This window comes from Rhodoferax sp. GW821-FHT09E07 (assembly GCF_059416145.1).
The window spans coordinates 173622-186302 of record NZ_JBWKOP010000003.1 but is presented as its reverse complement, the minus strand read 5'-3'; the positions used below and the strand labels follow the sequence as shown (position 1 = coordinate 186302).

15 protein-coding genes are annotated in these 12681 nt (G+C 65.0%); 6 read left to right on the top strand and 9 right to left on the bottom strand.

The features are described 5' to 3' along the window. Positions 1 to 6: 6 nt before the first annotated feature. Positions 7 to 402, top strand: a complete 396-nt coding sequence (locus AC07OE_RS06660) for a response regulator (RefSeq protein ID WP_495069776.1) — start codon at positions 7 to 9, stop codon at positions 400 to 402. On the opposite strand, the gene AC07OE_RS06655 is transcribed toward AC07OE_RS06660, so the two are convergent. Genes AC07OE_RS06655 through AC07OE_RS06645 form a run of 3 tightly spaced genes read right to left on the bottom strand, consistent with a single transcriptional unit; the run spans position 399 to position 1960 of the window. Then, positions 399 to 1025: a pyridoxamine 5'-phosphate oxidase family protein gene (locus tag AC07OE_RS06655; RefSeq protein WP_495069775.1), complete on the bottom strand. Its 627-nt coding sequence runs from the start codon at positions 1023 to 1025 to the stop codon at positions 399 to 401. The two genes, AC07OE_RS06660 and AC07OE_RS06655, sit on opposite strands and share 4 nt — an antisense overlap. 19 nt (positions 1026 to 1044) lie before the next feature. Further along, on the bottom strand, positions 1045 to 1398 hold the full coding sequence (locus tag AC07OE_RS06650) for a CZB domain-containing protein (protein WP_495069774.1): 354 nt from the start codon (positions 1396 to 1398) through the stop codon (positions 1045 to 1047). Positions 1399 to 1411: 13 nt separating this feature from the next. Further along, the gene (locus tag AC07OE_RS06645) at positions 1412 to 1960 is read right to left on the bottom strand and encodes a carboxymuconolactone decarboxylase family protein (protein WP_495069773.1); all 549 of its coding nucleotides are present in this window, start codon (positions 1958 to 1960) and stop codon (positions 1412 to 1414) included. Between the two features lie 139 nt (positions 1961 to 2099). On the opposite strand from AC07OE_RS06645, the gene AC07OE_RS06640 reads away from it, so the two are divergent. After that, the gene (locus AC07OE_RS06640) at positions 2100 to 3005 is read left to right on the top strand and encodes a LysR substrate-binding domain-containing protein (protein WP_495069772.1); all 906 of its coding nucleotides are present in this window, start codon (positions 2100 to 2102) and stop codon (positions 3003 to 3005) included. Positions 3006 to 3073: 68 nt separating this feature from the next. On the opposite strand, the gene AC07OE_RS06635 is transcribed toward AC07OE_RS06640, so the two are convergent. Genes AC07OE_RS06635 through hutC form a run of 5 tightly spaced genes read right to left on the bottom strand, consistent with a single transcriptional unit; the run spans position 3074 to position 7758 of the window. Continuing rightward, positions 3074 to 4453 carry a formimidoylglutamate deiminase gene (locus tag AC07OE_RS06635; protein ID WP_495069771.1) on the bottom strand — a complete coding sequence of 460 codons (1380 nt, stop codon included), beginning with the start codon at positions 4451 to 4453 and terminating at the stop codon, positions 3074 to 3076. Next, positions 4450 to 5259 (bottom strand): N-formylglutamate deformylase, encoded by an 810-nt coding sequence (gene hutG / locus AC07OE_RS06630; RefSeq protein WP_495069770.1) that lies wholly within the window; start codon positions 5257 to 5259, stop codon positions 4450 to 4452. The genes AC07OE_RS06635 and hutG overlap by 4 nt, the downstream gene beginning before the upstream one ends. After that, the gene (gene hutI / locus AC07OE_RS06625; RefSeq protein ID WP_495069769.1) at positions 5256 to 6473 is read right to left on the bottom strand and encodes an imidazolonepropionase; all 1218 of its coding nucleotides are present in this window, start codon (positions 6471 to 6473) and stop codon (positions 5256 to 5258) included. Before hutI ends, hutG begins: the two co-directional genes overlap by 4 nt. After that, positions 6470 to 7060, bottom strand: a complete 591-nt coding sequence (locus tag AC07OE_RS06620; protein ID WP_495069768.1) for a HutD/Ves family protein — start codon at positions 7058 to 7060, stop codon at positions 6470 to 6472. Before AC07OE_RS06620 ends, hutI begins: the two co-directional genes overlap by 4 nt. After that, the gene (gene hutC, locus AC07OE_RS06615; RefSeq protein WP_495069767.1) at positions 7057 to 7758 is read right to left on the bottom strand and encodes a histidine utilization transcriptional repressor HutC; all 702 of its coding nucleotides are present in this window, start codon (positions 7756 to 7758) and stop codon (positions 7057 to 7059) included. The genes AC07OE_RS06620 and hutC overlap by 4 nt, the downstream gene beginning before the upstream one ends. Before the next feature lie 77 nt (positions 7759 to 7835). Between hutC and hutU the strand changes: the two genes are divergently transcribed. From hutU to AC07OE_RS06595, 4 genes are all read left to right on the top strand, one after another. Next, on the top strand, positions 7836 to 9530 hold the full coding sequence (gene hutU, locus AC07OE_RS06610) for a urocanate hydratase (RefSeq protein WP_495069766.1): 1695 nt from the start codon (positions 7836 to 7838) through the stop codon (positions 9528 to 9530). Between the two features lie 25 nt (positions 9531 to 9555). Next, positions 9556 to 11103, top strand: a complete 1548-nt coding sequence (gene hutH, locus AC07OE_RS06605; RefSeq protein ID WP_495069765.1) for a histidine ammonia-lyase — start codon at positions 9556 to 9558, stop codon at positions 11101 to 11103. A gap of 144 nt (positions 11104 to 11247) precedes the next feature. Further along, entirely contained in the window at positions 11248 to 11718 is a 471-nt protein-coding gene (locus AC07OE_RS06600) for a MarR family winged helix-turn-helix transcriptional regulator (RefSeq protein ID WP_495069764.1), read from the top strand. Between the two features lie 11 nt (positions 11719 to 11729). Beyond that, positions 11730 to 12125, top strand: a complete 396-nt coding sequence (locus AC07OE_RS06595; protein ID WP_495069763.1) for a DUF1398 domain-containing protein — start codon at positions 11730 to 11732, stop codon at positions 12123 to 12125. 57 nt (positions 12126 to 12182) lie between these two features. On the opposite strand, the gene AC07OE_RS06590 is transcribed toward AC07OE_RS06595, so the two are convergent. After that, complete coding sequence (locus AC07OE_RS06590; protein ID WP_495069762.1) at positions 12183 to 12677, bottom strand: hypothetical protein; 495 nt, start codon at positions 12675 to 12677, stop codon at positions 12183 to 12185. Positions 12678 to 12681: the final 4 nt, after the last annotated feature.

Here is a 12681-nt window from a genome sequence, read left to right as displayed (position 1 = left end):
TTGTCCGTGGCAAATAACTTGCGATTTTTGGTGGTGGACGACTTTTCGACGATGCGCCGCATCATCCGCAATTTACTCAAGGAGAGTGGCTACGCGGAAGCGGATGAGGCCGAGGACGGTGCGATTGCCCTGCAACGGCTGCGCAATACCAAGTTTGATTTCGTCATCAGCGACATCAACATGCCCAATATGAACGGCTTCGCACTGCTGGCCGCCGTACGCGCGGATCCGAATTTGAAGCACCTGCCGTTCTTGCTGGTAACGGCCGAAGCGCGCAAGGAGGACATCGTGCTGGCCGCCCAGCAGGGAGCTTCCGGCTACATCGTCAAGCCATTTACCAAGGCGATTCTGGAAGACAAGGTCAACACCATCTGCATCCGCATGGGGTTGCAGCCGGCCTAGCCACCGGATAGCTTGGATCGCAGCTGATCCAGCTGCAACTCCAGTTCACGGATGCGGGCATCGCGCTGGTCCAGGGCCTGCTGCACATCGGCTGCGTCAAAGCGCACGGGGATGTGCTGGGGGCAGTTGGCGTCCCATGCGCTCACGGTGAACAGAATGACTTGCTCGGGCTTGGCGGCGTAGTCCGCCGGCATGAGTTGGCTCACCAGCGTGGCATCACCCTCGACCACGCGTGCCTCACCCCAGATCTTGATGCGTTGCCGGTGCGCGTAGTCCATCAGGAATAGATGCGCCTTGGGGTTCTCCGACAGATTGCCACTGGAGATGTACTGCTTGTTGCCCGCATAGTCCACAAACGCCAGCGTGCGTTCATCCAGCACACGCAGAAAACCTGCTGGTCCACCCCGGTGCTGGATGTACGGTTGCCCATCGGCATTCGCTGTGGCCATGTACACGCTGGTTTGCGCCGCAATGAATTTGCGCAGCTCCAGGGTGATACGCGTCTCCCACCCGCTGCCTTGCTCCATGCGGGCATAGCCGTGGCGAGAACCTTTGCGTTGCTGGATGGCCTTCACCGCAGGGGTGAAGGCCACGTCGCTGGAATAGAGCCGGTGTTGGTCCATGGCGAATCCTGCTTGTGGGTTAGATGCCCGCGTCCTTGCGCAGCTGCAAAAAGGACACGCTGAGCGCACTGGATGCCTTGGCGTACGAGGTGCCCGCGTCCAGCATGCTTTCGGCCTGCGCGAACTGCTGTGCGTTCACCGCGCGGGCAATCTTGGTCACTTCGCTGTGGAACACCACATGCTTGTGCACGCAGTCTGCATGTGCGCCCAATGCACTGTAGCGCGCACGGCCCTCGCCGTGCAGCCACTGCCCCAGCTCGCAGCAGTCGTCGCGTGACAGCGTTGCCAAGTCCAGCTGCTCCCGCTTGCTGATGGCGGAACGCAGCTTGGTCTTCCACTGCGCATGGGTTTGAACAGCAGTGTCGAGGTTCATGGTGTGTCGTGCCTCAGGCAGCCAGCTTGGCGTTCACCACGGGGAAATCAATGTCCGTTTGCGCCACGTTGTTGATGTAGTTGGTCAACACGTTTACGGCAACGTTGGCCACAATTTCAATGGTGCTGGCCTCGTCAAAGCCCGCCAGACGCAGCGTAGCGAGGTCCGCGTCGCTGACACGGCCGCGCGACTGTGCCACACGCAGTGCAAATTGCAGCGCCGCTTGTGTGCGTGCGTCTTCCGAGTGGCCGTCGCGTGCGGCTGCCAGTTCGGCACCGCTCACCTTGGCCACATTGCGGCCCAGGTAGTCGTGGGCCGACAGGCAGTAGTCGCAGCCGTTGTACTCGGACACCGTCAGCGCGATGCGTTCGCGCAGCGCGGCATTCAGCTTGCCTTTGCCAAGGGCGCCACTGAGTGACAGATAGCCTTCCAGCGCAGCGGGGCTGTGGCCCACCAGTTTCATCAGGTTGGGCACCATGCCCAGTTGCTTGTTCACGGCGGCCAGCAGGGGCTTGGACGCTTCCAGGGAGTTGTCGACGGTGGGGATGCTGATGCGGGACATGGTGATTTCCTTCAAGGTTGGAATGGGTTTTCGGGACCGGTATTCGCCGGTGTTTGGCGAATGGATGAACTGTATTTAGTTCATCGCAATATGAGAACGGTCTATAAAATCAATTGATAATTCCATTTAACGGAACAATATGGACCGGTTTCATCTCATCAATGTTTTTGTCACCGTGGTGGACGCACAGGGCTTTGCGGGCGCCGCGCGCAAGCTGAACATGTCGCCCCCCGCAGTGACGCGGGCCGTCAACGAGCTGGAGACGCACCTGGGCTTGCGCTTGCTGACACGCACCACGCGCACACTGCGCATGACCGATGCCGGCGAGCGCTATGTGCAGGACTGTCGGCGCATCCTGGCGGAGATGCGCGAGGCGGACGAATCGGTGACCGGACTGCATGCCTCTCCGCGTGGACGGCTCACCATCACGGCGCCCGTCCTTTTTGGCGGGCTGTATGTCACCCCCATCGTTACCGAGTACCTGTCGCGCTACCCGGAGGTCAGCGCCTCGTGCTTGTTCCTGGACCGCGTGGTCCATTTGCTGGACGAGGGGGTGGATGTGGCTGTGCGCATCGGTGAGCTGCCCGACTCCTCGATGCAGGCCGTGCGCGTGGGGCAGGTGCGCCGTGTGATCTGCGCCGCGCCAGACTACTTGGCCCGGCACGGTGTGCCAGCCACCCCCGAGGCGCTTCAGGGGCACACCATGGTGTCGGCGACCAGCGTCACGCCCACCCCCGAGTGGAAGCTGTTGGACCAGGGGCAGCCGCGCACCGTGCGGCTGCAGCCTCGCCTGATCACCAGCACCAATGACGCGGCAATGGCCGCCGCCGTGAGCGGCTTTGGTATCACGCGCTTGCTGTCCTACCAGGTGGCGGAGCATGTACGTGCCGGCCGCCTCAAGGTGGTGCTCAGCGCGTACGAGCCGCCCGCGCTGCCGGTGCACGTGGTACACCGCGAAGGTCGCCAAGCCCCACAGCGCGTGCGCGCTTTTCTGGACCTGGCCATTGAACGCATGCGGCAAGACAGGGCTTTGAACGATTTGTAGAGTTGTGGATTGCTATCAAAAGAGAAGCTGCTGGCGCAATGAATACGGGGGCTAGCAGCCTATTTTGTTCAAATATTCCAGAGCGCCTGCATGATCGTCGTAAATTCACTGGCAATGCGGCTCTGGTCCACATGCCGCCCACCGTGCACCACTTTGCGGCCCGCCACGTAGACCTCGCTCAGTGCTGACGTGTTGGTGGCAAACACCAGCGCATCCAGTTGGTGACTGGCCGGCACGCCCAACAAGCCGGGCGTTTGCACATCCAGCACCAGCGCATCGGCACGTGCGCCACGTGTGAGGCCCCATCGTGTCTGGCCCGCCGCTGGTCCCCCGGCCTGCAAGGCGGCGTCGAACAGGCGCGCGGCGGTGGCCGGTTGCTGCTCGGGCGCTGCCGCCACATTGCGCTGCTGCAGGCGCAGGCGCTGGCCGTACTCCAGCCAGCGCAGTTCTTCTGCCCAGTGGCGACTCACATGGCTGTCTGATCCCAGTGCCATGGGCACGCCCGCAGCCAGCCAGTCGGGCAGGTCGGCAAAGCCATCGCCCAGGTTGCCTTCGGTGCTGGGGCAGATGACGATGCCGGCGCCGCTGCGCGCCACGGCGTCTATCTCGGCCTGCTCGGTATGTGTCGCATGCACCAACTGCCAGCGTGCGTCCATCGCCCAGCGCTGGCCCAGCCAGGCAATGGGGTGCTGGCCTGTAGAGGCCAAGCAGTCGCGCACCTCCTGCATCTGCTCGGCTACGTGGATGTGGATGGGCACGTCCGCATCGCCCACTTGGGCGAGCAGGGCGTCGATGGATTCGGCCGAAGCAGCGCGCAACGAGTGGATGGCCACGCCCGCATTCAACAACGGCCGGCCGCTGGCTTGCACGGTAGTCTGCAGCCGGGCGATGAAATCCGGCGTGCCGGCAAAGCGGCGCTGGTCCGGCCGCAGCGCGGGCTGGGCAAAGCCTGCGCGCTCGTACAGCACGGGCAGCACGGTCAGGCCCAGGCCGGCATCAGCGGCGGCATCGGCCACGGCCCAGGCCATGGTGGCCTCGTCCGCATAGGGCTGGCCATCGGGCTGGTGGTGCAGGTAGTGGAACTCACACACCTGCGTGTAGCCGCCCTGCAGCAGCTCCACATACAGCTGGGCTGCCACGGCGCGCAACTGCGCGGGCGTGATGCGCAGCGCCACGCCATACATGCGGTCGCGCCAGGACCAGAAGTCGTCCGCCGCCGATTCACGCCGCTCGGCCAGGCCCGCAAACGCACGCTGGAAGGCGTGGCTGTGCGCATTGACCAGGCCCGGTAACACGGGGCCGGGCAGCACGGTGGCGTGCGCGGGTGGGGTGGTTATGCCCAGTGTGATGTCGGCCCAGTGGCCCTGCGCATCCACCGCCAGGCACACGTTGTGTTCCCAGCGACCATTGACCCAGGCCTGCGGTGTCCACAAGAGTTGCGCGCTCATGCGGGCCTCCAGTTCACCATGGTCTGCACCAGCGCCCGCAGTACGGGCAGCACGGCGGCGGCGCGCGCGGGGTCGATCACATAGGGCGGTTCCTCAGCCATGTAGCAGCGCCAGCACATCTCCAACTGGATGGCGTGCACGTTGTCGGCCGGGCGGCCGTAGTGGCGTGTGATGTGGCCACCCTTGAAGCGGCCGTCCACCACCTGGCTGAAATGGCTTTGGCTTTGCAATACTTTTGATAGCGCCTCGCGCAATGCGGGTGCGGCGCTGCTGCCGTTGACGGTGCCCAGGTTCAGGTCCGGCAGCTGGCCATCGAACAACCAAGGCAGCACGGAGCGGATGCTGTGCGCATCAAACAGCACGGCGTGGCCATGTGCACTGCGCAGGCGCTGCAGCTCGGAGTTCAAGGCATCGTGGTAGGGGCGCCAGTAGGTCGCTACCCGGTCCGCTACCTCGGGCTCGGTGGGGGCCATGCCGTCGCGGTACAGCGGCTCGCCGCTAAAAAAGCGCGTGGGGCATAGCTCGGTGTTGTTCACGCCGGGGTACATGGGCGCGTTCTCGGGCGGGCGGTTCAGGTCCACCACATAGCGCGCGTAGCGCGGCACGATGGTGCCCGCCCCCATGGCGCGCACAAAACTGTACAGCGGCTCCAGGTGCCAGTCGGTGTCTTCGGTGGCCAGGGCGCGCGGCACCAGGCGGTCTTGCAGCCCGGGCGGGATCTCCGTGCCCACATGCGGAAAACTCACCAGCAGCGGTGTGCTGCCGGGTGTGAGGGTGAAGACGGGGGCTGTGATGGAAGTCGTCATGCGGTGCGCTCCAGCCCGCCGTGGATGACGCGGCGGCAAGGGTTGTGGCCAAACCAGTAGGCCAGCTCATTGGGGTGTTCCACGTCCCACACGCAGAAGTCCGCGCGCTGACCGGCTGCCAGCGTGCCGCGGTCATGCAGGCCCAGCGCGCGTGCGCCGTGCACCGTGGCGCCGCGCAGCGCTTCTTCGGGCGTCAGACGGAACAGCGTGCAGGCCATGTTGAGCATGAGCAGCAGGGACAGGCCGGGCGAGGTGCCGGGGTTGTGGTCGGTGGCAATAGCCATGGGCACGCCGTGCGCGCGCAGGGCGTTGACGGGCGGCAACTTGGTATCGCGCAAAAAGTAGTAGGCGCCGGGCAGCAGCACGGCCACGGTGCCGGCAGCTTGCATGGCGCGGATGCCGGACTCGCTCAGGTGCTCCAGGTGGTCGCATGACAGGGCGCCAAACTCGGCGGCCAGTGCCGCTCCACCCTGGTCGCTCAATTGCTCGGCATGCAGCTTGACCGGGAGTCCCAGCGCGCGCGCGGCCTCGAAAACGCGCCGCGTTTGCGCGGGTGTGAAGCCAATGTTCTCGCAAAACGCGTCCACTGCGTCCACCAGGCCCTCGGCCTGCAGTGCGGGCATCCAGGCGCAGACAGCGTCCACATAGTCATCGGTACGGCCCGCGAACTCGGGCGGCACGGCGTGTGCGCCCAGGTAGGTGGTGCGCACGCTCAAGGGGAGTGTGTCGCCCAGTGCGCGTGCCACGCGCAGGCAGCGCGCTTCGTCGGGTGCGCTCAGGCCATAGCCCGACTTGATTTCCAGCGTGGTCACACCCTCGGCCATGAGGCTTTGTGCGCGGCGGGTTGCGCTGGCCAGCAGCGCTTCGTCGCTCGCGGCGCGCGTGGCGGCTACGGTGGAGCGGATACCGCCGCCCGCGCGGGCGATCTCCTCGTAGCTGGCGCCCTGCAGCCGCTGCTCAAACTCGGTAGCGCGCTGACCGCCGTAGACCAGGTGCGTGTGGCAGTCCACCAGGCCGGGTGTCAGCAGCGCGCCGCCCAGGTCATATTCGTCTTCTACCTGCTTGTTGGCGGTCGCCAGGAGGTCTGCCGCTTCGCCAACCCAGACGATGCGCTCACCCTGCGTAAGCACCGCGCCGTCTTCAATCCACCCCCAAGGGGTGTTGCCATGCAGCGTGGCCAGCTTGGCGTTGCGCCAGAGGGTGAGGGCGGTCATGGGTAGCCTCCAATTGTGGCGCTGGACGGTGAAAAACCCAGCCAGTAGGCGCACAGGGCAGGGGCGTTGTCCTCGGCCACAAACTGCCACGTGGCGCTGCGCGGCGTGCTGTCCCACAGCAGTGTGTGTGCAGCCAGTTTCAAGGTTTGTGTGCCATCGCTCCATTGCCCTGCCTGGCAGGTGTAGAGGCCGCAGGCGCCCAACGTGGCAGACCAGGCCTGGCCGGACCTCACGGCTTGCATCAGGCCCTTGCCCTTGCGCGCCATGAGGTTCAGGTCCTGGGTGGGGCCGTCCAGCAGTCGGCAGTCGGGCGCTGCGGCGCCGTCAAAGCACAGTGGTGTGTCGCCCGCCCGCAGTCGTCGTTCGCTGCCCAGCTTTAGTGCCACGCCCGCGCCCTGTAATACGGCAAACCAGCGCTGCACGCCGGGGAAGGCCGAGAACGGGCCATCAGCATCAATGTCTGCACGGCTGATGCGCAGCTGCCATTCGCCCACCGGCGGCCAGGCCAGCAACTCACGCGTTTGCCCGCCGCCGTTGCGCCAGGGCTGGGGCGCGCAATCCTGGGCGAGAACCAATAGCGGTGTCATGGCTTGAATTGCCCGTGGATCTGGTAGCGCGCACCGGGGTGCACCAAGCGCGCCAGGGTGATGGGCACATCGCGGTTCATGGTGCGGCGCACGATGACAAGGCACGGGTCGGCCGGGGTGATACCCAGCAGCTCTGCCTCTTGTGCGCTGGGCGGGCCAGCCTCGATGGAGTACTGTGCCTCCCACAGCGGGGCCACGGCCAACAGGTAGTGCGTGGGTGTGGTCTGGGTGAAGTCCACGCTCAAATAGTCGGGCGCGCAGGCGGGGTTTACATAACGGTCTTCGCACTGCAGGGGAACGCCGTTCTCGTAATGAACGATGAGGGTGTGAAACACCGGCGCGCCCAGCGGCAGGCCGAGTTGCTGCGCCAGGCCATCGGCCGTGGGCTCCTCGCGGGACAGCACCACCCGCGCCTGGTGCTGGTGGCCGCGGGCCAGTATCTCTTCGTGCAAGTCCTTGATGGTGAGCGTGGACGACACGCGCGCCAGGTGTGCGGCAAAGGTGCCCACCCCCTGGATGCGCGTGACCAGGCCTTCGGCCTGCAGTTCGCGGATGGCGCGCCCCACCGTCATGCGGCTGACCTGGAACTGGCTCACCAGTTCCGATTCGGACGGCATTTGCGCGCCCGGCGTCCAGCGGCCTTCGGCCAGTCCTTGCTTCAGAAAATCTTTGACACGGGTATAGGGTGCTTGAGCCATGGTGTAAATTCTAGTTGCATAGACATGTCTAGACAAGTAGACTTCGCCGCATTCTTTGTTGTTTGTGAGAAAAGACCATGGCATCCACCATCACACCCGCCCAAGCCCACCCCGTGCGCGCCCCTCGCGGCACCGAGCTGCATTGCAAGAACTGGCTCATTGAAGCCGCCTACCGCATGCTGCAAAACAACCTGGATCCCGAGGTGGCCGAGAACCCCGACGCCCTAGTGGTGTACGGCGGCATTGGCAAGGCCGCGCGCAACTGGGACTGCTACGAGGCGATTCTGGAAAGCCTGCGCAAGCTGAACGAAGACGAAACCCTGCTGGTGCAAAGCGGCAAGCCCGTGGGCGTATTCCGCAGCCATGCGGACGCCCCCCGCGTGCTGATTGCCAATTCCAACCTGGTGCCCAAGTGGGCCACCTGGGAGCACTTCCACGAACTGGACAAGAAGGGCCTCATGATGTACGGCCAGATGACGGCCGGCAGCTGGATCTACATCGGCAGCCAGGGCATCGTGCAAGGCACCTACGAGACCTTTGTGGAGGCTGGCAAGCAGCACTACGGTGGCAGCCTGGCGGGCCGCTGGATCCTGACCGCAGGCCTGGGCGGCATGGGTGGCGCGCAGCCGCTGGCGGCCAGCTTTGCAGGCGCCTCGTCCCTCAACATCGAATGCCAGCAAAGCCGCATCGACTTCCGCCTCAAGACCCGCTATGTGGACGAGCAGGCCACCGACTTGGATGACGCATTGGCCCGCCTGGCCAAGTACACCGCCGAGAAGAAAGCCGTGTCCATTGCCCTGCTGGGCAATGCGGCAGACATCCTGCCCGAGCTGGTCAAGCGTGTGAAGAATGGTGTCATTCGCCCCGACATCGTGACCGACCAGACCTCCGCCCATGACCTGGTCAACGGCTACTTGCCCAGCGGCTGGACGGTAGAGCAGTGGCGCGCTGCACAGGCCGACGACACCCAACACGCAGCGCTGCGCTTGGCAGCCGCCAAGGGCTGCGCCGTGCATGTGCAGGCCATGCTGGATTTCCAGGCCATGGGCATTCCTACGGTGGACTACGGCAACAACATCCGCCAAGTGGCGCTGGACCAGGGCGTGGCCAACGCGTTTAACTTTCCCGGCTTTGTGCCCGCCTATGTGCGCCCGCTGTTTTGCCGCGGCAAGGGCCCATTCCGCTGGGTGGCGCTGAGTGGCGACCCGGAAGACATTCGCAAGACCGACGCCAAGATGAAAGAGCTGTTCCCCGAAGACAAAGCCCTGCACCGCTGGCTGGACATGGCCGGTGAGCGCATTGCCTTCCAGGGCCTGCCCGCGCGCATCTGCTGGATTGGTTTGGGCGAGCGCCACCGCGCTGGCCTGGCCTTTAACGAGATGGTGAAGAGTGGCGAGCTGAAAGCCCCCATCGTCATTGGCCGGGACCATCTGGACAGCGGCAGCGTCGCATCCCCCAACCGCGAAACAGAGAGCATGCAGGACGGCAGCGACGCAGTGAGCGACTGGCCGCTGCTCAACGCACTGCTGAACACCGCCGGCGGCGCCACCTGGGTCAGCCTGCACCATGGCGGTGGCGTGGGCATGGGCTACAGCCAGCACAGCGGTGTCGTTATCGTGGCGGATGGCACCGATGCGGCCGCCAAGCGCCTGGAGCGCGTGCTGTGGAACGACCCGGGTACCGGCGTGATGCGCCATGCCGACGCAGGCTACGACATTGCAGTGCAATGCGCCAAAGAACAAGGCATGAACCTGCCCATGATTCCCCAATAATCACAACAACAAGAAAGACTGCCCCATGACCTCTCTCATCCTCAACCCCGGCAAGATCACGCTGGACGAACTGGGCCTGATCCACGCTGGCGTGTGCCAGCTCAGCCTGCCCGAGTCCGCCCGCGTGGCCATGCGGGCGTCGCACGCGCTGGTGAAGGCTGCGGCCGATGGCGACGCACCGGTGTACGGCGTAAACACCGGCTTTGGCAAGCTGGCCAACAAGCGCATCAGCAAAGACCAACTGGCCACCTTGCAACGCAATCTGATTCGCAGCCACAGCGTGGGTGTGGGCGAGCCGCTGGCCGCTCCCATCATGCGGCTGATGATGGCCACCAAGGCCGCCAGCCTGGCGCGCGGCTACTCGGGTTGCCGCGAGCTGGTGGTGGACACGCTCTTGGCCGTGCACAACGCGGGCCTGGTGCCCTTTGTTCCCGCACAAGGCTCGGTGGGCGCGTCGGGTGACTTGGCGCCGCTGTCCCACATGACGCTGGCGCTGATGGGTGAGGGCGATATGCTGGTGGATGGCGTGCGCGTGCCTGCGCTGCAGGCACTGCAGAAGGCCGGCATCACGCCGCTGGAGCTGGAAGCCAAGGAGGGCCTGGCCCTGATCAACGGCACGCAGACATCGACGGCACTGGCGCTGCATGGCCTGCTGGCGTTTGAGCCGGTGCTGGAAGCCGCACTGCTCATCGGCGCGCTCACGCTGGACGCCGCGCGTGGCAGCGACGGCCCGTTTGACCCGCGCATCCACGCCGTGCGTGGCCAGCCTGGCCAGATCGATGTGGCCCAGTACTACCGCGAGGTGCTCAAGGGCAGTGCCATCCGCGCCAGCCATGCCGAGAACGATGACCGCGTGCAAGACCCGTATTGCCTGCGCTGCCAGCCCCAGGTGGTGGGCGCTTGCCTGGACCAGCTGCGCCACGCGGCGCGTGTGTTGCTCATCGAAGCCAATGCGGTGACCGACAACCCCTTGGTGTTCCCCGATGATGGCGCCATGATTTCCGGTGGCAACTTCCACGCCGAGCCCGTGGCTTTGGCTGCCGACGGCATGGCCCTGGCCATCGCCGAAGTGGGTGCCATTGCCGAGCGCCGCATTGCCATGCTGATCGACAGCGGCGTGTCTCGCTTGCCGCCCTTCCTCACGGCTGATGCGGGCCTGAACAGCGGCTTCATGATTGCGCACGTCACCGCCGCTGCGCTGGCGTCGGAGAACAAGTCCATGGCCCACCCGGCCAGCGTGGACAGCCTGCCCACCAGTGCCAACCAGGAAGACCACGTGTCCATGGCCACCTTCGCCGCGCGCCGCCTGCAGGGCATGATCCACAACACCGCGCACATCCTCGGCATCGAGCTGCTGGCTGCCGCGCAGGGCATTGAATTTCTGCGCCCGCTCAAGAGTTCCCCCGTGTTGGAAGAGGTGCATGCGCTCTTGCGCAAGGACGTGCCGGCCCACCATGTGGACCGCTACCTGGCGCCCGACATTGCGCATGCCACGCAGCTGGTGCGCGAGGGCGCGGTGGCCAGGTTGCTCAAGCCGCTGGGTGGATTACCTACGTTGTGGTTTCAGGGCTAATCAGCCGGCATTGGGTTGACGGCCGCGCAGCAAAAAAGGGAGCCATTGGCTCCCTTTTTCATATCCGCTGCCCAGCTGCATTCGAGATGCTTGACATTGGTTTCCTTAGAAACTAAACTGCAAGGTAGTTTCCAGGGAAACCTAATGAGCAACCGCAAAAAACAAACCGCCCCCTCGCCGCTGGAAGCCCACCTGGGCTTCTGGTTGCGCTTTGTCTCCAACCACGTGTCCATGCGTTTCCAGCAGTTGCTGGAAGAGAAGGGCGTTACCGTCACCGAATGGGTGGCGCTGCGCACGCTCTGGTCGCAAGAGGAGACCACCCACGCCGCACTCATCGACGCGCTGGGCATGACCAAGGGCGCGGCGTCCAAGGTGGTGTCCCGCCTGGAAGAGAAAGGCCTGGCCGGGCGGCAGCTGGCCGATGGCCGCGCCCGCGAGCAAAGCCTGGGTCTCACCGCCGCGGGCAAGGCCCTGGTACCCAGGCTGGCGGCCTTGGCCGACGCGAATGACGCTCATTTCTTCGGCCACCTGCCCGCTGCAGAGCGTGATGCGCTGACGCAGGCCATGCAAGCCCTGGTGCAACACCACCAGCTCAAAGACATCCCCACGGCCTAGGAAGCAAACCCATGAACGAAACCACCCGCGCCACCATCCAGTCCACCTTTGAAGCCTCCAACGGGGGCAGCATTCACTTCGGCCAAGTCATTGGCCAACTGGTGGGCGCCGGGGTGGAGTCCTACCATGTGGACTACCGCAGCGGCCACACCACCTACTACCTGCCAGACGGCAGCACTGCAGATTTCAGTTTCGAGCGTCCGCAGCACGGCATTGCCGATGCCTTTGACGGCGACGCCGTGCGCGCCGCCATCCTGGGGGCACAGCAGGGCCGCGTGATGTACCCCGAGTTCAAGACGCTGTCACAGCGCGCAGGCTGCGTGGCCTACACGGTCTGGATCGCAGGTCGCCACGTGGTCTACCTGGGCCGCCGCGGCGAGACGCACGTAGAGCGCTTTCCCGACTAGCGGTTGATTGCTATCAAAACAGAAGCTGCCAGCACACATTCCACGGGGGCTAGAGGCCTATTTGGCTTGTGAACGTGTGCGGATCGTCCACGCCTGGAAGACAAAGCCGGCGAGAAAGATCACCACCCAGGCCAGCAAGGTGCTTTGCACCAGCGGATGCTCCGGCCCGGTGGCCAAGGGCTGCGAGGCGGGCAGGCGGGTCAGCGTCTCATTGATGCCCGGCACCAGCGTGAGGAAGAAGCTGAACGACAGCCCGAACGTGGCCAGGTAAGGCCGCGCCCAGCCCAAAAAGGAAAGGCGGGGAATCAGCAGGCTGCCGCCAACCGCCAGCAGCGCCAGGATGCCCAGGGCGTGCCCGGGGTTGAAACCGCCGGTGCTGGAAAGGCCAAACGCGGTCAGCACCGAAACCAGCAACCCCACCAGGTAAACCTTGCCCGAGCGGGTGGACGGGCGGATCGCGCGGTATTGCGCAAAGCTGTAGAGGCCGGCCACCACGGGTACCAGGCTGATGGCGGTGTGGGCGATACCGAGGGCGGAGAGAGGATGTGGCATGGTG